Genomic DNA, 19,789 nt, shown 5'->3' on the forward strand with positions numbered 1-19,789 from the left:
AAATAAGAAAGTGAGGCGTTGCTAGTTGGCAAATCCAGTAGTGGCAATCGTAGGACGACCTAATGTTGGTAAATCAACTGTTTTTAATCGAATTGCTGGTGAGCGCATTTCAATTGTTGAAGATATTGCCGGCGTGACTCGTGATCGTATTTACGCACAAAGTGAATGGTTAGGCCAACCATTTAACTTAATTGATACCGGTGGGATTGATATTGGAGATGAACCATTTTTAACCCAGATTACGGAACAAGCAAAAATTGCAATTGATGAAGCTGATGTAATTGTATTTGTTGTTAGTGGACGTGAAGGGGTCACAGATGCAGATGAAAAAGTTGCGCGTATCCTGTATCAAACCGATAAACCAGTAATTTTGGCTGTTAATAAAATTGATAATCCTGAATTACGTACAGAAATTTATGATTTTTATAGCTTAGGTTTTGGAGATCCCATAGCAATTTCTGGAACTCACGGAATTGGAACAGGAGATTTACTTGATCGGATTTGTAAAGAATTCCCTGTTAAAGGTGAAGCCAGTGAAGATAATTCAATTAAATTTAGCTTTATCGGCCGACCTAATGTTGGTAAATCTTCATTAGTTAATGCTATTTTAGGCGAAAATCGTGTAATCGTATCAAACGTTGAGGGAACGACTCGTGATGCAATCGATACTCGATTTGTGACTGAGGATCAAACAGAATTTACAATGATTGATACAGCCGGAATTCGTAAACGGGGCAAGGTTTATGAGTCAACCGAAAAATATTCAGTTTTACGTGCAATGCGCGCAATAGATCGCTCAGATGTAGTTTGTGTGGTTTTGAATGCTGAAGAGGGAATCAGAGAACAAGACAAACATGTTGCTGGCTATGCACACGAAGCAGGACGTGGTATTATCATTGTTGTTAATAAATGGGATACTTTGAAAAAAGATAATCATACAATGAAAGAATTCGAAACCAAAATTCGCCAAGAGTTTCAATATCTAAGTTATGCTCCGATTATTTTTGTTTCTGCTAAGACACATCAAAGATTGGAAAACCTGCCTAGTTTGATTAAGAAGGTAAATGATAATCACGCACGACGAGTATCTTCAGCTGTATTAAATGATGTTGTGATGGATGCTATTGCACATAATCCAACTCCAACCGATAATGGCAAACGATTGCGTGTTTATTATGCAACCCAGGTTGCGGTAAAACCTCCAACGTTGGTGGTTTTTGTCAATGATCCAGAATTAATGCATTTTTCATATGAACGTTTTTTAGAAAATCAAATTCGAACTGCATTTGATTTTGAGGGAACACCAATTAATGTTGTATCACGTAGACGTAAATAAAGCGTTTTAATTGAATTTTAGTTTATTTTGATGAAATTGTTGTTTCATTTTTAAATAATTAAATATTATTAAAAATAATTAGAAAATTTGGAAGTTTTTTGTCAAAAAAAATGTCAAAAAGCTTGTTATGATAGCTTTTTATATGCTATCATATCAATGAGCAATGATTTTGTTAGTCGTTGTTTTACAGTTTTCTAATTAGTTAGAAAGCAAATAAATGATATAAATATTTATATCAATTATTCACTCAGGAGGTGAAATATATGGCAAACAAAGCACAATTAATTGAAACTGTTGCAGAAAAAACAGGCTTGACCAAAAAAGATGCAACTGTTGCAGTTGATGCTGTTTTCGGTTCTATTCAAGATTTCTTGAAGGACGGCGAAAAAGTTCAACTTATCGGTTTTGGCAACTTTGAAGTTCGTGAACGTGCAGCTCGTAAGGGTCGTAACCCACAAACTGGCGACGAAATCGAAATTCCTGCAAGCAAGGTACCTGCTTTTAAACCAGGTAAGGCACTTAAAGATGCAGTTAAATAATTTTTAATTTCAATTACATCCAAGAACCTTAGATTTAATCTGAGGTTCTTTTTTAGTATACGATGTAAAATCAAAGAAGTTATGTTAGTATTATAAAAGATAATATTAAAAGGTGAGATTAGATGACGTATTCTGAAAAGACATTAGATTTATTGCTTAAAGGACAGATTCAAGCTGCTGAAAAAGAGTTTTTTTGGGCTTTGCGCAAAGATGAACCCGAAATGTTATTTAGTTTAGCAGAAGAGTTGTATTCTTTAGGTTTTTCTAACATGGCTAAGCGTGTTTATACTAAATTATTAGAACAATTTCCAACTGAGGATGAATTGAAAACGGCATTAGCAGAAATTGCTATAAGTGAAGGCAAAGATGATGAGGCATTAAATTACTTAAAACAAGTAACACCTACTTCGAATGCTTATTTAGAAGCTTTGTTAGTTTTAGCAGATCTTTATCAAACACAGGGTTTATTTGAGATTAGTGAGCAAAAATTATTACAAGCTTATCGTTTAGCTCCAGATGAGGCTGTAATCTGGTTTGCTTTAGGAGAACTTTACTTTAGCTTAAAACAATATCGCCAAGCAAGCGACTTTTATTTGAAATTAATAAAAGCAGATATTTTAGAATATGCTAAGGTTAACATTTTACAACGTTTAGGTGTCTCATATGCAGCCAGTGGAGAGTTTGAACAAGCACGACAGTATTTGGAACAAATACCGTTGCCTCAATTAGATGCTGATACGTTGTTTCAATTGGCTTTTACTCAATTACAGCTAAAAGATTACGAACATGCTATTCAAAATTTTGAAGAACTAAAAGAAATGACTGCTGACTATGCAACACTTTATCCTTATTTAGGTGTTGCATATGAACAAAATGGGCAACTAAATGATGCTTTAGTGACATTTCAAGAGGGGATAAGTGTTGATTCATATAATGTCGAATTATATCAAATGGCAGGACGTGTGGCTGCTAAGTTAGGACAAAATGAGCAAGCTCAAAAATACTGGCATAAGGGATTAGAGCTTGAACCAGAAAACTTGACTTTGTTACTTGAGCTAAGCAATTTGTTAGATGCATTGAAATTAGATGAGGAAAACTTAGCATTATTAGAAGAGTATTTGTCACAAGAACAAAGCGATCCGCAACTATATTGGAATCGTGGAAAAGCATTGGTTCGTTTAGATCGTTATGATGAAGCTATTGAAGATTATCAAGCAGTTTTAAAGCAATTAGATGAGTCCGTCGACTTTTTGCATGATGCAACTTTATTCTTTAGAAATGTCGGTTTGCGTGAAGAAGCATTGTATTGTGTTCAAAAATATTTACAACAAGTCAATGATGATTTTGAAATGGAACAGTTATTTACTGAATTAAATAGCGAACTATATTAAAAAAGCCTAGTGTAGGAAGCATTTTTCCTACAACTAGGTTTTTTAAAGTAATGCGGCTTGCTTTTTATAATAAATTAAAGATGTCGGATTAAGTCTCAATGTTGTTAGTAATCGCTCAGTTGGTGTATCAAGATGAGTATTTAAATGATATAAAATAGCACTTTGATAAAGTTTCTGTGGACTAAGGATTAAGCTACAATGAGCTTGATCCTTTTTTAAAAATTTATGCAATCCAGGTAAACTCAAACGAGGATTGGCCAAGTTAATTCGTTGTTTTAAAAACAAATCTTGACAGTTTTGAAGTTCTTGTAAAGGCGCAATAAAAACCATAAACTCGGTCAAAAACTTTTGTTGTTCAACAGATAGCTCACAGTTAGCTAAGATTTGATAAAAGTTTGGCTGTAGAATTTCATTAATCGTATAAAACTTACTGAGCAATAATAACATTAAACGTGTGTAATAACTTAAACTTTGATCTGTAAGAAAAGTTGTTAAATTAGTTGTCCAATCTAAACCGGTAATAGAAGTTTCTTGTTTTGCAAGTCCTTTAAGTGTTAACGTTGGCATACTAGTTGTTAACTTATGACTGAACAAAAAGATAAAATAGCTATTTAGATGAGTTAGTACCTTATTGTAAGTAGAATTTTTGATTTCACGTTTAACCTGTAACATATTGAAATAATCTTTGATATCACTTTGTTCTAGTAAGGAAAGATCAGGATTTTCACGGTAAATAGGGTTAAAATTGCGTAAATGGATAAAAAGATCAGAAACATCATGACAAATATCATTAATCGTGATGTCTTCTAAAAATTTTTCAGTTTGTAAATATTTCCGAAAGTGTTGTTCATAAGGAAAAGACATTTGATTATCCCCCTAATTCATAATAAGAAGTTACTTTAACTTTAACACAAAAAAACGTTCTAGACTAGTACCTGCTAAAAATCTAATGATTTACAGGCAAAAAAATCCAGGGCAAAGCCTGGATTGGTTGTAAAATTTTATTTTTGGGGTTCAAAAGAAAAGCCTTCTCCTAAAGCTTCTCCTACTTCAAGAATTGAAACGAATGCCCGTTGATCATAATTATCTATGATACGTTTAACCGCAGTAAGTTCACTAGGGCTCACAACGCAATAGATAGCTTTACGTTGTTCGTTAGAATAGGCACCTTCAGTGTGTAAGTAAGTTACACCACGATCGAGGTTTTCCATGATATCATGAGCGATTGTCTCTGGCGTAGAAGTGATGATAATAACGCCACGAGCAGCGTATGAACCTTCTTGTGTGAAGTTTACAATTCGTGAAAAGACATAGGCGGCTAATAGGGTATACATCATTTGACGGATATCGATATAGCTTAATGAAAGAACTAACACGATGGTATCAAAAATTAATAATGTTTTTCCCATAGCAACTCCGCGATGCCTTTCAAAGATACGTGCAACAACATCGGCACCACCGGTAGTTCCACCAAAACGATAAACTAAGCCAGAGCCACCACCACCTAAAATTCCGGCTAAAACACCAGCAATAAATAAGTCATGATGAATATCGATGCTTAAAGGAATTCGTTGCCAAATCCAAATCCAAACGGATAAGGTGATAGTACCAAATATTGTATATAATAAAGAACGTTTCCCTAAATAATGATAGCCAATAAGGATTAAAGGTATATTGAGTGCTAAAGTTGAGTAAGCCGGATTAATATGCAACCAATAGCGTAATATTAATGTAATTCCCGTAACGCCACCTTCCGCAAGATTGTTGGCGATATTAACCATTACTAAACCAAAGGCATATAAACCACAGCCAATAGTAATCATTAATAAATCGAGCAAGCGAACTTTTTCCTCATTTTTCAAGAAGACTCCCTCCCAGATCATAAATGTTTGCCTTACTATCATAACACTTTTAAAGAAATAACGCTAAAAATAAAAGAAGATTATGATATGATAGTAATATATATATTTAGAAGGAATGATTTGAATGATAAATGTGTTAGTAGCAGGATTTAAAGGTAAAATGGGTGCCACAACGGTCCAAATGATTATAGATAATCCTAAATTTAAATTGACAGCAGTATATGATCTTAAGGCACAAGAAAAAAATTTAAATGAGTTAATTGAATATCAAAATCAAGATGTAATTGTATATCGTGACAAAGAAGAAATTGCGACCGACAAAATCGATGTGTGGGTTGATTTTACTCATCCTAGTGCTGTTTTTGAAAATGTTAAGTTTGCACTAGAACACGGTATTTCACCTGTTGTTGGGACTACTGGATTAACTGCTCAACAGGTGACTCAATTACAAGAGATTGCCAGTCAAAGAAAAATTGGTGGTTTGATTGCGCCAAACTTTGGTATTTCAGCTGTGCTATTGATGCAATTTGCTAAGCAAGCCGCCAAGTATTTACCTGATGTTGAAATAATCGAGATGCATCATGATAATAAATTAGATGCGCCATCAGGAACAGCCCTTAATACTGCTAAGATGATTGCTGAAGTTAGACAAGAACATATTCAAGGTAACCCGCAAGAAACAGAATTACTCCCAGGAGCAAGAGGCGCTGATTATCAAGGAATGAAGATTCATGCAATTCGTTTACCAGGTTATGTGGCGCATGAACAAGTATTGTTTGGTGGTAAAGGTGAAGCATTAACAATTCGTCAGGATTCATTTGATCGTATTTCATTTATGTCAGGTGTAGCAGTGGCAGTTGAAAAGATTCAAAAATATCAAGAATTAATGGTGGGATTGGAAAATATTTTATGAGATTGACAAAAATTCCTCAAAAATTTAAAGAAGCATTACCAATCTTAAAGAAAATTCAAGAAGCCGGCTTTGAAGCTTATTTTGTAGGTGGCAGTGTGCGCGATACTTTATTAGGTTTGGAGATTCATGATATTGATATTGCCACAAGTGCTTATCCTGCAGAGATTAAGCAAATTTTTTCAAAAACGGTTGATACAGGGATTGAACATGGAACTGTAATGGTTTTAGATCATGGGATTGGCTATGAGATTACGACTTTTCGTACAGAATCGACATACCAAGACTATCGGCGCCCAGATAAAGTAGAATTTGTACGTTCATTAGCAGAGGATTTAAAGCGACGTGATTTGACGATTAATGCTTTGGCAATGGACTCTAATGGTCAGATTGTTGATTTGTTTGGAGGATTATCCGATTTAGACGCGCATATTATTCGAGCCGTTGGTATTGCGCAAGAACGGTTTCATGAAGATGCTTTACGAATGATGCGAGCCTTGCGTTTTTCTAGTCAATTGGATTTTAAAATTGAAAAACAAACACTTCAGGCAATCGTTCAAAACGCACCTTTATTAGAAAAAATTGCGGTTGAAAGAATTCATGTTGAGTGGATTAAACTATTAAAAGGAAAAGCCCCATCTCAGGGATTACAAGCATTTATTGAAACTAAGATGTATCGTTATTGTCCGCTGTTGGAAACTAAAAAGCAAGGATTACAAACTATGTTAGAAATGCAACCTTTTAGTTGTCAAAGCGATGAACAATGTTGGGCTTACTTGAGTTTTTGTTTGAATTTGACAAAACAAGATACAGTAGAGTTATTACGTGCTTGGAAATGTGCTAATGAAACTATTCAAAAGACACAAAAAGTTATAGCGTTTTTGCAATCGTTAAAGACTGAAAATGTGACTAAACGATTGTTATTTGAAACGGGAAAAGATTTAATTAGTTGTGCAAATCAATTAGCTTTACAAGCTGGCTTTGGTTGGAAAGAAGAACAATTAATGACTCAATATGAATTGTTGCCATTAAAAAATAAAAAACAGCTTTGTCTAAATGGAAAAGATTTAATGGCCTTAGGCTATCAACCAGGGCCTAGTTTAGGTGAATTATTAGCAAGAGTTGAGCAATTAGTTTTGGATGGTCAACTTAAAAATAATAGCCGAGACCTAGAAGCCTATGCTATAGAGCAATTATCAATGAATGAAAGAGTGAAGTAGATGCAAACTTTGCGAGTCGAGCACTTAACTAAAACTTATGGAGAAAAAACATTATTTGAAGATTTAAATTTCATTATTAATGAGGGCGATCGAATCGGACTTATTGGGACCAATGGCTCAGGTAAGACAACATTATTAAATGCATTAAGTCAAATTGATCCAGCTGACCAAGGAGATTTGATTTGTCCTAATGATTATCGGATTGGCTATTTAATGCAACAACCTCAACTGGATGAGCAAAAAAGTGTATTAGACGCAGTGTTTGATGGAGCTGCACCTGTTTTTCAAACTATTCGTGCTTATGAACAAGCGGTGGAAGCTTATGGTCAAAATCCAGACGATAAAAAATGCGAACAACGTTACATCAAAGCTGAAGCCTTAATGAATCAAGAAGATGCTTGGAATGCAGAAAGTGATGTGAAGATGATTTTGACGCAACTTCATATTACGGATCTGACACAACAAGTAGCTAGTCTTTCTGGTGGACAAAAGAAACGAGTAGGACTAGCGCAAGTTTTATTACAAGCACCAGATTTATTGATATTAGATGAACCAACTAACCATTTGGATTTCGATTCAATTGCATGGTTGGAAGGCTATTTGGCTAATTATAAGGGAGCCTTGTTAGTTGTAACTCATGATAGATACTTTCTTGATCGTTTAGCAACACAAATTATGGAATTATCATTTGGTAAGCTATACACTTACAGTGGCAATTACCAAGACTTTGTTAGCCAAAAAGCACAACGTGTTGAGCGTGAATTGATTCAAGAACATAAACAACAGCAACTTTATAAAAAAGAATTAGCTTGGATGCGTACAGGAGCTAAGGCACGTACAACTAAACAACAAGCACGTATTAATCGTTTCGAAGAGCTAGAAGGAAATTTAAATAAAGTTCAAGTTGATGGTAATGTTCAAATTGATTTGGCACAAAGCCGATTAGGTAAAAAAGTTTTGGAATTACAAAATGCAAGCTTAAAAATTGCAACGCACCAAATTATTAAAGATTTTGACTTATTGGTTAAAGCCGGAGATCGAATTGGGATTACAGGGGTTAATGGTGCAGGAAAATCAAGTTTTTTGAATGCTTTAGCAGGTAAGTTAAGTCTTGATCAAGGACAATTAATCGTAGGTGAAACGGTTAAATTGGCATATTATCAACAACAAACAGAACCAATTCCAGAAGATAAACGTATGATTAACTATTTAAATGAAATCGGTCAAGATATCGTTGATAAGAATGGTGAAAGAATCAGTACGACGCAACTTTTAGAACGATTCTTATTTCCACGATTCATGCACGGAACGTTGATTCGTAAGCTTTCTGGTGGAGAAAAACGGCGCTTATATTTATTAAAGCTCTTGATGCAACAACCAAATGTTTTGTTGTTAGACGAGCCGACTAATGATTTAGATATTGCAACATTAACGGTATTAGAAGATTATCTTGAAAATTTTAATGGAACGGTAATTACTGTGTCGCATGATCGTTATTTCTTGGATAAGGTAGCAGATGAATTACTAGTCTTTGAAGGTCAAGCTAAGATTGAACGTTTTATAGGTTTGTTTAGTGATTATCTTAAAAGACAACAAACTAACGAAAAGGTTCAAACAACTCAAATAAAAAAACAGGTTCAAGAAAAACCGGCAAAACAGCAGGTGAAAACCAAATTAACCTATGCTGAAAAGATTGAATATGCTAAGCTAGAAGAAGAAATCGAACAATTAGAGCAAAAGCAAGCCGAATTAACTATGCAGATGAATACTGCTAAAGGTGACGATTATGCTTTATTAGGCGATTTACAGCGTCAAATTGACGAATGTCAACAACAGGCAGAAGAAAAAATGTTACGCTGGGAAGAATTAGGGCAGTATGTGGAATAAATAAGGGAGTGTTTTAGATGGCGATTTTAGAAGAACCATATTTGCAGTTAATCCGAGATATTTTAAATCACGGAACTTTAAAAACAGATCGTACCAATACAGGGACTAAAAGTTTGTTTGGTTATCAAATGCGTTTTGATTTGAGTCAAGGTTTTCCGTTATTAACAACTAAACGTGTACCTTTTGGATTGATTAAAAGTGAATTGTTATGGTTTTTACGTGGTGATACGAATATTCAATATTTATTAAAGCATAATAATCACATTTGGGATGAATGGGCATTTAAAAATTGGGTAAATAGTGCTCAATATCAGGGCCCAGATATGCAAGATTTTGGTTTGCGTTCACAAAAAGATCCTGAGTTTGCTGAGATTTATCATGAACAAAAAGATATTTTTTGTCAAAAAATTGTATCTGATGATGAATTTGCACAAAAATACGGTAATTTAGGTGATGTTTATGGTGCACAATGGCGTCATTGGAAGACTAGTCAAGGACAAACAATCGATCAAATTAAAGATGTAATTGAAATGATTAAAACAACGCCAGATTCGCGGCGTTTGATTGTCACAGCTTGGAATCCAGAAGATGTACCAACCAGTGCTTTACCACCATGTCATAGTCTTTTTCAATTTTATGTAGCGGATAATAAGTTGAGCTGTCAGTTATATCAAAGAAGTGGGGATGTCTTTTTAGGTGTCCCGTTCAACATTGCAAGTTATGCTTTGTTGACACATCTGATTGCACGCGAAACAGGCTTACAAGTTGGTGAATTTGTGCATACTTTAGGTGATGCTCATATTTATAGCAATCATTTTGAACAAGTTAAAGAGCAATTAACACGAAAGCCACAAGATGCACCAACTTTATGGTTAAATCCAACTAAAAAAGCAGTTTTAGACTTTGAGATGGATGATATTAAGGTTGAAAATTATCAACCTGCACCGGCAATTAAAGCGCCGGTAGCAGTTTAGGAGGCTAGCATGTTAGGATTTATTTGGGCGCAAGATCAAGCAGGACATATCGGCTATCAGGGTAAACTTCCGTGGCATTTACCCTCTGATTTAGCCTACTTTAAACAAGTAACTGCCAGTCATCCGATGATTATGGGTAAAAAAACATTTGCAAGTTTTCCTGGGCTGTTACCGAATAGGTTACATGTGATTTTGACGCATGATGTGACACTTGCTGATAAATATGCGAATAATAAGCAAGTCTGTGTACTAAATAGTAAAGCTAAATTGGATGAATGGCTGGCTGAACATGCTGCTGAATTATGTTATATCATTGGTGGGGCTTCTTTGTTTGAACAATATAAAGATCAAGTAGATCTGCTATACGTCACACAAATTGCAGCAACATTTGAAGGTGATACTAAGATGCCTACTTTAAATTATGATGAATTTGAGTTGATTGAACAAAAATCAGGGAAAATCGATGAAAAAAATCATTATCCACATGAGTTTTTGGTTTATCGGCGCAAGTAAAAAAAGACTTTCTTACTTTTTTGATTTATACTTTTTTACTGGATCATCCAGTAAAAAAGTACATATCAGCTAGTAAGAAAGTTTTTTAGTTTACCAGTAAAATAAATCCAAGAATCCAGCTTAAAAGAGCAAAAAGTTCGAAAAAATTACCGAATAATGTAGTTTTAGAAAAGTTTTGCAAACAAAAACTCAAACTGCCTAAAATTAAAGCACTTATTAACCAAATCGAAACTATCTGTAATTGCCAAGTTAAAATAATAAAATTACTACTAAATAACAAGAGACCACTGATTATACCATAAATAGGGTGGCAATTAGGCCAAATACTTTTAAAGATTGTGCGCAATATACTCCAGATTAAGCTTAAACCAAAAAAGCACCATCCCCAAGCATTCAAGCTTAGTCCAAAGTTAAGTATAAAAAAACAACTGCTGATAAAAAAACAACCAAAGGCTAGACTTAGGAGGCTAAACACATGATAAGCTTTGGTTTTTGCTAAAGAATTAGCAAGGATTTTTAATCCAAAATAACAACATCCAAAACCCAATTGTAAACTAGCTGCAATAATCAGACTAGTAGAAGAATTAGTAGTTTTTAAAAGCCAGATATTTAACCAAATATTAAAACCTAAACAACAGGTAGCACAAAAACAGTTAAATAATTGATTAAATAAATTTTGTGGTTTAGTCATATTAACACTCCTTTAAAAAAGAGTTAATCTTCTCTTAAGCTCTGTATAAGGCTTTAAGTCAATTGTAGCATACTACAGGTTTTTGCGGTAAAATTATTAAAAGTTAGATTTTAAAGTTAGGAAAGATTAAAGTGAAACATCTTAAAAGCAGTCTTATTTTTATTGTTAGTTTAGTATGTTTAACCTTAGTGTTTTTAGGGGGATTATTTTTATTTTTTAAACCGCATCAAGAACTAAGCTCAAATTTTGCATCCCCACAAAAGGAAAAAAGAATTTCTCTAGTAGCAATTGGGGATTCGTTGACACATGGAGTTGGTGATACAACAAATAAAGGTGGCTATGTATATTTGATAAAAAAACGATTACAAAAAGAAGATTATCAAGTTCAAACTGCCAATTTTGGTAAAACTGGTGATCGTAGTGATCAAATTCAAACACGAATTGAACAACAAGCAAATATTCAAAAAAAGTTAAAAAAAGCAGATGTAATTACTTTGACCGTTGGTGGTAATGATTTAATGAAAGTTTTACAGGATAATTTTTTATTGTTAGCATCTAACCAACTAGATAGTGCAATGCCTAAAGCTGAAAAAAAATATCAAAAATCACTGACAGATTTACTATCAAAAATTCGTAGTTATAACAAAAAAGCACCAATATTCTTATTTAGTATTTATAACCCATTTTATGTTTATTTTCCGCAAATAACTGACTTGCAAAAATATACTAACCGCTGGAATCAAATTGCGCAAAATGTGGGTGAAAGTACAAAAGAAGTGTATTTTGTCGATATTAATCAACAACTTTCACAAGGACAATATTTGAAACAATCTAAGCAAAAATTGAAACAAACAACGCCTGTTGATTTGACGAAAATATCTAGTGATAAACTTGAAAATATTTTAACTAACCAAGAAGAAAAAAATAACTACTTATCAAGTGCTGATCATTTCCATCCTAATTTAAAAGGTTACAAATACATGGCTTCACAGTTGTATCAAGTTATGCAAGCTAATAAAGATAAGTGGCAAAAGGAGTAACGAAATGCAAACACGTAAACAAAATAAGATTTTGAAAAAGAAAATAAATCCATGGAAGTGGGCTTTTATTGTATTATTAGCTTTGATACTTGCAACTGGAGCGTTCATTTGGCTTAAGGTGACGATGCCAAGTAATGATCAAATACAGATTCAAAAAAGTGCTACACAATTAATAAAGGCACAACAAACGGCGGATATAGATGTATCGATGAATAAAGAACAGCTCAATGCTGCAATTAATTATTATTTAGCTAAAAAAGAAAAAAAGGGTATTAAATATCGTTTTTTACTAGATAAATCGGCAATTTTGATGGGAACAACAAAAATTTTAGGGAAAGATGTATCTTTTACTTTATATACGCAACCTAAATTAGATAAAGAAGGTAACATTATGCTTAAAGCAAAGTCAGTAGCAATTGGCTCATTGAATGCACCGCCTAGTTTTATCTTAGGTTACATCAAAGGAAATTATGACCTAGGTCAAGGAGTGCGTATCAATACTAAAAAAGAGACAATCACACTAGACTTAAATAAAATTGTTGAAAAACAAGGTCTTACAGTAAAAGGCCAAGAACTTGATTTAAATAAAGATAAATTTTTATTTAAAGTTTCGATACCATTAGAGTAATCAAGGAGATTAAAAATGAAAAGACAATCTTTTTATCAGTATTTAATGACTCAAAGAGATCCTAATGCAATTGATGAAATAGCACAATTTGCTAATAATGCTTTTTATGATCAAAGTTTTCCTAAACAAGCAAGTGAGTATGAAGAAGTTTCAGCTTATCTAGAATTAAATGCAGGCTATTTGCCAAGTATGTCGGTATTTGACGATGCTTGGCATAATTATCTTGAAAAATTAGCTTAGATATCAAAGAGGAATTTTTATGCGAAAAGAAAGGCGAAATACTAAAAAATATAGTCTGGGGGTAGTAGTACTAATTGGGGTATTAGCTCTTTTTATAGGAGCAAGTGGAATGTATTGGTTATTAAATGATCAATTAAATGCTTTACAAAAAACAAATAAATCGTTAGCAAAAATTAGTACAGTTTATCAAGCCATTTCAGATAATTACTATCAAGATGTTAAAGCTAATAAATTAACCGATAGTGCGATTGAGGGGATGGTAAAAAGCTTAGATGATCAATACTCAGAGTATTTAGACAAACAGGCAACAAAAAATCTTAATGAAACTATTTCTAGTAGTTTTGTAGGCATTGGTGTCGAAGTTACTAAGGATGATCAAGGAGTTAAAATTACAGCAATCACACCCAATTCACCTGCGCAAACAGCAGATTTACAAAAAGGGGATATCATTTTAAAAATCGATGGTAAAAAAATTGATAATAAAAGTTTAAATCAAGTTACTAAATTGATTAAGGGAAAGGCTAATACTGAAGTTAAAATGACGTTTAAGCGTCAAGATAAAATATTAACTAAAACACTAATGCGTAAAGAAATTAATGTAGCAACCGTAAATGGTTTTATTGATTCAAACGATAAACAAGTTGGTTATATTCAGATTACTAGTTTTTCGAAACGAACAACACAAGAGTTTAAAACTATGATTAAGAAATTACGAAAATCAGGTGCTAAAAAATGGATTATTGATGTGCGGGATAATCCAGGTGGCTTGCTAGATCAGGCCTTGAATTTATCATCGATGTTTTTGAAAGACGGTAAAACAATTATGCAAATTGAAGATAAACAAGGTCAAAAGCAAGTATACAAAGCACAAGCGAAGTATGATAAAGGGTTTAAGATTTTTGAACCAACCACGGTTTTGATTAATGGAAATTCAGCTAGTGCTGCTGAAATATTCGCAGGAGCCTTGAAACAAAGTGCGCATGTTAAGTTGGTAGGAACTAAGTCTTTTGGGAAAGGGACAGTACAAACTACTATACCATTTAAAGATCAAACAGAGCTTAAATTAACAATTGCAAAATGGTTAACACCTAAGGGAAATTGGATTCATCATAAAGGCTTACAACCAGACATAACCGCAAATAGCACGGTTTTTACCACCCAAGGTGTAATAAATGGTAATTATCAGCTTGGCGATGAAAGTCTTCAAGTTTGTATTTTACAAAAAATCTTAGCAGATTTGGGCTATACAGTAACAGTGAATGGGACTTTTGATGAAACGACCAAAAATGTTGTAGCACAGTTTCAACAAGAAAATAAACTGCAAGAAAATGGGAAAATAACGCAAACAACTTTAAATGTAATATTAGCTAAGTATCGTCTTCTTAAAGATACAGCATATCAAAAAGCAATTAATTTGTTAAAATAGATAGATAAAACACATCGTTTTTTACGATGTGTTTTTGTCATATCTAGTAAAAATATGTATACTAGTGAGTGAAAATAAATTTATTCAGTGAAGGTAATAAAATGCAAAAAATAAAAAAGATTAGATTTGGTTATTGGATTCCATTGATCTTTTGTGCTGTTTGTTTGGCTTTATTTATTCGTTTATTTGTACTGGTTCCTTTACAAGTTGAAGGAGATTCAATGGAACCAACCTTGCATAATCGTGATGAAGTATTAGTTAGACATTTTGGTAAAATCAAGCGTTTTGATATTGTTGTAATTAAAATGCCGAGTGGTGAAACTTATATAAAGCGCGTAATTGGCTTGCCTGGTGAGAAAATCGAATATAAAGATGATAAACTTTATGTTGATGGTAAATATATTTCTGAAAAGTTTTTGGAACCATTGGATTTAGATGCCAAACAAACATATACTTCGGATTTTACCTTAAAAGATTTGTTAAATGTAGATACAGTACCTGAAGGAAGATATTTTGTTTTAGGCGATAACCGACGAATAAGCAAAGATTCGCGAACTTTTGGTGCAGTAAAAACAGAATGGATTCAAGGACAGGCTGTTTTGACATATTGGCCGTTAAAAAATTTTAGTTGGCTATAACTTATAATAAATATTCGAAGAATGTGAAGTGTAGCACAAACAACTGCATAAAATCGCGCTTTTTGACAGAAATATAAGAATACATTTACATTGTATATCAGAATTTTCTTTTGACATTTGTCACAAAAGAATGTATTATATGTCTTGAAAGCGCTAATAATCTATTGCTTTTAAACACCCAAGGAGGTTAGTTATGGAAAAAATGGTTATGAAAGAATGGGAAGGCTTTAAAGCTGGTAGATGGCAAAGAGAAATTAATACCTTAGACTTCATTAAGCAAAATTATACTGAATATACAGGTGATGATAGCTTTTTAGAAAAAGCCGCTCCATCAACAGAAAAATTATGGAATAAGTTACAAGAGTTATTTGAAGTACAACACGAAAAAAATGGCGTGTATAACATGGATAATAATATCCCTGCAACAATTACTTCACATAAACCAGGTTATTTAATTAAAGAAGAAGAAAAAATTGTTGGTTTGCAAACTGACGAACCATTGAAGCAAGCATTTATGCCATTTGGTGGGATTAACATGGCTAACAAAGCACTTGTTTCTAATGGTTATGAAACTGACGATGAAATGACATTTATCTTTAACAAATGGCGTAAGACACATAACCAAGGTGTGTTTGATGCTTATACAGATGAAATGCGTTTAGCGCGTAAAAACAAGATTATTACAGGTTTACCAGATGCTTATGGTCGTGGCCGTATCATCGGCGATTACCGTCGGGTAGCTTTATATGGTATTGACTACTTGATGGAACAAAAGAAAAAAGACTGGAGCTTGATTGGTAATAAGGTAATGACAGACGATGTAATTCGTTTGCGTGAAGAAGTTACTGAACAATATCGTGCTTTAGCTGATATGAAAGAAATGGCAGCTTCATATGGTTACGATATTTCTAAACCAGCAACTAATGCTAAAGAAGCTATCCAATGGCTTTACTTTGGTTATTTAGCAGCTATCAAATCACAAAACGGTGCTGCAATGTCAATCGGTCGTATTTCTGCATTCTTAGATATTTATATTCAACGTGATTTAGATCGTGGTTTGATCACTGAATTTGAAGCACAAGAATTAATCGATCATTTAATCATGAAATTACGTATGGTTAAATTTGCACGTACTCCAGAATACAACCAATTATTCTCTGGCTTCCCAATTTGGGCAACATTATCAATTGCAGGGATGAATATCGATGGCCGTTCCTTAGTAACTAAAAATGATTTCCGTATCTTGCATACTTTAATCAACATGGGACCATCCCCAGAACCAAACTTGACTGTTTTATATTCTTCACGCTTACCAAAAGGCTTTAGAACATATGCAGCTAAGATTGCGCGCCAAACATCATCAATCCAATTTGAAAATGATGATTTGTTAAGACAATACTGGGGTTCTGATGACGCAGCGATTGCATGTTGTGTGTCTGCAACTGTTATCGGTAAAGATATGCAATTCTTCGGTGCTCGTGCTAACTTGGCTAAAGCTGTTTTGTATGCAATTAACGGTGGGGTTGATGAAATCACCAAGATGCAAGTTGGCCCACGCTTTAGACCAATGGAAGGCGATACGCTTGATTATGATGAATTTATCGAACGCTACAAGGATATCATGGATTGGTTAGCTGAATTATATGTAAATACTTTAAATGTAATTCACTACATGCATGATAAGTATGCTTATGAAGCTCCACAATTGGCTTTGATGGATACGCATTTGAAACGGACCTTTGCAACAGGGATTGCTGGTATTTCTCATGCGGCTGATTCCTTGATGGCGATTAAACATGGTAATGTTAAGGTTATCCGCGATGAAGATGGCATTGCTGTTGACTATATTCCACAAAACGAATTCCCAACTTATGGTAATGACAACGATGAAGCTGATGAAGCAGCAAACTGGATTTTAGAATACTTCATGAGCCAAATCAAACGTCAACACACATACCGTAATTCAACTCCAACCTTGTCATTATTGACAATTACTTCAAACGTTGTTTATGGTAAGAACACAGGTAACACTCCTGATGGTCGTCGTGCGGGTAAACCACTTGCTCCAGGGGCAAATCCAAGTTATCATGATGGTAAGTTCTTAGGTGAAAAGAATGGCTTGCTTGCATCCTTAAACTCAACAGCTAAGTTAAACTATGCATGTGCATTAGATGGAATTTCTGATACACAAACAATCAATCCAGGCGCTTTGGGCCGGACTGATGATGAAGACATGCAAATTGATAACTTACGTAACGTGTTAGATGGTTACTTCGATAAAGGTGGTTACCACCTAAACGTTAACGTCTTTGGGCGTGAATTGTTAGAAGAAATGGACAAGGATATTGATAATCCTAAGTATGCTAACTTCACTATTCGTGTTTCTGGTTATGCAGTTCGCTTTAGAGATTTGACACCAGAACAACGCCGTGACGTTATTTCTAGAACTGATCATCGTATGATGTAAGATAAGTGATTGATAGACCGAGTAAAACAGTGTTTTACTCGGTTTTTTTGTTTTGTAAAAAGAACTTTAACCAGAAATGATTAATTAAATCCGTTTTTTGACAAGGAGCAAAAAAATAAAAATAAATAAGTTATACTTAATAAATTAAGATGTAGCTAAAAAATCTGTTTTTTGGGGGAAAAGATGAATTTAATTGAGATTAATGATTTAAAAAAGAAATATGGTACTAAAGAAGTTTTGAAGGGGTTATCTTTAAGATTAGCATTGGGTAAAGTTTATACGCTACTTGGAAAAAATGGGGCGGGTAAAACAACTTTTATTAGTATTTTGCTTAAACTTATTAAAGAAGATTCCGGTGAAATTAAAAATAATTTGAATATTAAAAACGAAGTTGGAGTTGTTTTTCAAGAAGATTATTTTCCAAAAGATTTAAGTGTTAATGATTTAATTAAATTACAAGCTTCATTTTTTAAGCAAAAAGTCAATATTGATGAGCTTTTGACAAAATTTGATCTAATAAAAGAAAAAAAGCAAAAAACAGCGACACTTTCGAGCGGACAAAAGCGAAAACTTTCATTCTTACTTGCGACCTTGTCTGACCCTAAGTTATTAATTTTAGATGAACCAACAGCTGGCATGGATTATGATAGTGTAGAAAAGTTTGTAAAACAAATTAAACAATTAAAAGCGCAAGGCAAGACCATTTTGTTAATCACGCATGATTTATATCAGATTAAATCTTTTGTTGATTATATTTTATTGCTAAATGATAGAGTATTTGAAGAAAGTGTTGCAATCGACGTATTTATTGCTGAAGAATTGTATGAAATTCCTAAGAAACTGATAGATAATTTACCAAAAACAGAAGAAATTTTTTATTTAACTGAGCAAAGCGTGGATATGGTTTGGTAAAATTGCGAAAAATTTTAGACAATTATCCAAACGTTTTAATTAAAACTAGAAGTTCAGGTCACATTTTTAGTTAGATTATTGAAATTAATTAAGTTTAGGCTTTGATTTTGCCTAAACTTTTTTGTTTAAATGAAGTTGGAAAATTTATTTTAAAAATCAAAAAAGCTAAAAACATGTTACAATGGTACTTGATTACTTTATTTTTTTAAAAATTTAATTTCTAACTAATAATTAATGAAGGGATGATGAAACGATGGCAACTATTCAATGGTTTCCGGGCCATATGGCAAAGGCCTTACGTCAAGTTAAAGAAAATCTTAAAGCAGTCGATGTTGTTTTAGAATTAGTCGATGCAAGGTTACCAGAATCTTCGCGTAATCCTCAGTTAGCTGAATTATTAAATGATAAAATGTCGTTACTTGTTTTAACTAAGATGGATTTAGCAGACTCTAAGCAAACTAAAGCGTGGGTTAACTACTATGAAAGTTGCGGTCAACCAGCAATTGCAGTTAATAGCAATCAAGGAGCTTTAAAAATCATTGAAAAAAAATTAATGAGTATGTTAGCCGATAAAATTGCTAAAAGACAGGCACGTGGAATTAATAATCAAACCATTCGGGCGATGTGTGTAGGGATTCCTAATGTCGGAAAATCAACGCTCTTAAATCGATTAGTCAAAAAAAATGTTGCCCAAGTTGGTAATAAACCAGGGGTGACTAAATCTCAACAATGGCTAAAAGCTGGTAAAGAATTACAGTTGTTAGATACTCCAGGGGTATTATGGCCAAAATTCGAAGATGAGTTAGTTGGTAAAAAATTAGCTTTAACCGGTGCAATCAAAGATACGCTTTATCATAAAGATGATGTGGCATTGTATGCCTTAGAACATTTTATTGCAACTAATCCTGGGGCACTTACAGAACGTTACCGTTTGACACAACAACAATTACAAGAGCCAGTGGTTGATATTTTGTTAATGTTGACGCAAAAATTTGGCTTTAAAGATGATTACGAACGTGCAAGTGAACGATTGATTATTGAAATTCGTAAAGGTAAATTAGGCTGTTATACTTTAGATAAAGTTCCAGTTAATGCAAGCAAGTTAAAGGATTAGG

At 33.5% G+C, this 19,789-nt stretch carries 19 protein-coding genes; 16 read left to right on the forward strand and 3 right to left on the reverse strand.

The features are described from left to right. Positions 1–25: 25 nt before the first annotated feature. The 3 genes from der to QM017_RS04375 all read left to right on the forward strand — a co-directional run bounded on the left by der (position 26) and on the right by QM017_RS04375 (position 3,266). The gene (der, locus tag QM017_RS04365) at positions 26–1,336 is read left to right on the forward strand and encodes a ribosome biogenesis GTPase Der (protein ID WP_178195464.1); all 1,311 of its coding nucleotides are present in this window, start codon (positions 26–28) and stop codon (positions 1,334–1,336) included. Between the two features lie 263 nt (positions 1,337–1,599). Next, positions 1,600–1,875 (forward strand): HU family DNA-binding protein, encoded by a 276-nt coding sequence (locus tag QM017_RS04370; protein WP_178196416.1) that lies wholly within the window; start codon positions 1,600–1,602, stop codon positions 1,873–1,875. A gap of 122 nt (positions 1,876–1,997) precedes the next feature. Continuing rightward, complete coding sequence (locus QM017_RS04375; protein WP_282708965.1) at positions 1,998–3,266, forward strand: tetratricopeptide repeat protein; 1,269 nt, start codon at positions 1,998–2,000, stop codon at positions 3,264–3,266. Positions 3,267–3,308: 42 nt separating this feature from the next. Here QM017_RS04375 and QM017_RS04380 read toward each other — a convergent pair whose 3' ends face one another. Together QM017_RS04380 and QM017_RS04385 are read right to left on the reverse strand one after the other, a co-directional pair. Next, positions 3,309–4,130: an integrase gene (locus tag QM017_RS04380; protein ID WP_282708966.1), complete on the reverse strand. Its 822-nt coding sequence runs from the start codon at positions 4,128–4,130 to the stop codon at positions 3,309–3,311. Positions 4,131–4,267: 137 nt separating this feature from the next. Beyond that, the gene (locus QM017_RS04385) at positions 4,268–5,089 is read right to left on the reverse strand and encodes a YitT family protein (protein WP_282709560.1); all 822 of its coding nucleotides are present in this window, start codon (positions 5,087–5,089) and stop codon (positions 4,268–4,270) included. Between the two features lie 163 nt (positions 5,090–5,252). Between QM017_RS04385 and dapB the strand changes: the two genes are divergently transcribed. Genes dapB through QM017_RS04410 form a run of 5 tightly spaced genes read left to right on the forward strand, consistent with a single transcriptional unit; the run spans position 5,253 to position 10,632 of the window. Next, positions 5,253–6,041 (forward strand): 4-hydroxy-tetrahydrodipicolinate reductase, encoded by a 789-nt coding sequence (gene dapB / locus QM017_RS04390; protein WP_178196408.1) that lies wholly within the window; start codon positions 5,253–5,255, stop codon positions 6,039–6,041. After that, positions 6,038–7,258, forward strand: coding sequence for a CCA tRNA nucleotidyltransferase (locus QM017_RS04395; protein WP_282708967.1), 1,221 nt, complete (start codon positions 6,038–6,040; stop codon positions 7,256–7,258). Before dapB ends, QM017_RS04395 begins: the two co-directional genes overlap by 4 nt. Then, entirely contained in the window at positions 7,259–9,145 is a 1,887-nt protein-coding gene (locus tag QM017_RS04400) for an ABC-F family ATP-binding cassette domain-containing protein (protein WP_178196404.1), read from the forward strand. A gap of 17 nt (positions 9,146–9,162) precedes the next feature. Next, positions 9,163–10,119, forward strand: a complete 957-nt coding sequence (locus QM017_RS04405; RefSeq protein ID WP_178196402.1) for a thymidylate synthase — start codon at positions 9,163–9,165, stop codon at positions 10,117–10,119. 9 nt (positions 10,120–10,128) lie between these two features. Then, positions 10,129–10,632 carry a dihydrofolate reductase gene (locus QM017_RS04410; RefSeq protein ID WP_282708968.1) on the forward strand — a complete coding sequence of 168 codons (504 nt, stop codon included), beginning with the start codon at positions 10,129–10,131 and terminating at the stop codon, positions 10,630–10,632. 85 nt (positions 10,633–10,717) lie between these two features. On the opposite strand, the gene QM017_RS04415 is transcribed toward QM017_RS04410, so the two are convergent. After that, positions 10,718–11,323 carry a hypothetical protein gene (locus QM017_RS04415; protein WP_178196398.1) on the reverse strand — a complete coding sequence of 202 codons (606 nt, stop codon included), beginning with the start codon at positions 11,321–11,323 and terminating at the stop codon, positions 10,718–10,720. A gap of 131 nt (positions 11,324–11,454) precedes the next feature. On the opposite strand from QM017_RS04415, the gene QM017_RS04420 reads away from it, so the two are divergent. The 8 genes from QM017_RS04420 to ylqF all read left to right on the forward strand — a co-directional run bounded on the left by QM017_RS04420 (position 11,455) and on the right by ylqF (position 19,788). Beyond that, positions 11,455–12,363 carry an SGNH/GDSL hydrolase family protein gene (locus QM017_RS04420; protein WP_178196397.1) on the forward strand — a complete coding sequence of 303 codons (909 nt, stop codon included), beginning with the start codon at positions 11,455–11,457 and terminating at the stop codon, positions 12,361–12,363. A gap of 4 nt (positions 12,364–12,367) precedes the next feature. Continuing rightward, positions 12,368–12,991, forward strand: coding sequence for a YpmS family protein (locus QM017_RS04425; protein WP_282708969.1), 624 nt, complete (start codon positions 12,368–12,370; stop codon positions 12,989–12,991). A 15-nt stretch (positions 12,992–13,006) separates the two neighbouring features. Continuing rightward, positions 13,007–13,231, forward strand: a complete 225-nt coding sequence (locus QM017_RS04430; RefSeq protein WP_178196393.1) for a YozE family protein — start codon at positions 13,007–13,009, stop codon at positions 13,229–13,231. Positions 13,232–13,250: 19 nt separating this feature from the next. Beyond that, entirely contained in the window at positions 13,251–14,657 is a 1,407-nt protein-coding gene (locus tag QM017_RS04435; protein ID WP_178196391.1) for a S41 family peptidase, read from the forward strand. 101 nt (positions 14,658–14,758) lie between these two features. Next, entirely contained in the window at positions 14,759–15,295 is a 537-nt protein-coding gene (gene lepB / locus QM017_RS04440) for a signal peptidase I (protein ID WP_282708970.1), read from the forward strand. Positions 15,296–15,503: 208 nt separating this feature from the next. Next, a complete protein-coding gene (gene pflB, locus QM017_RS04445; protein WP_178196418.1) occupies positions 15,504–17,762 on the forward strand; it encodes a formate C-acetyltransferase in 2,259 nt (752 codons plus the stop codon). A 183-nt stretch (positions 17,763–17,945) separates the two neighbouring features. Then, positions 17,946–18,674, forward strand: a complete 729-nt coding sequence (locus QM017_RS04450; protein ID WP_282708971.1) for an ABC transporter ATP-binding protein — start codon at positions 17,946–17,948, stop codon at positions 18,672–18,674. Positions 18,675–18,927: 253 nt separating this feature from the next. Continuing rightward, positions 18,928–19,788, forward strand: a complete 861-nt coding sequence (ylqF, locus tag QM017_RS04455) for a ribosome biogenesis GTPase YlqF (RefSeq protein WP_282708972.1) — start codon at positions 18,928–18,930, stop codon at positions 19,786–19,788. Position 19,789 lies beyond the last annotated feature (1 nt).

This window comes from Ligilactobacillus sp. Marseille-Q7487, from assembly GCF_949152225.1.
Taxonomy (GTDB): domain Bacteria; phylum Bacillota; class Bacilli; order Lactobacillales; family Lactobacillaceae; genus Ligilactobacillus.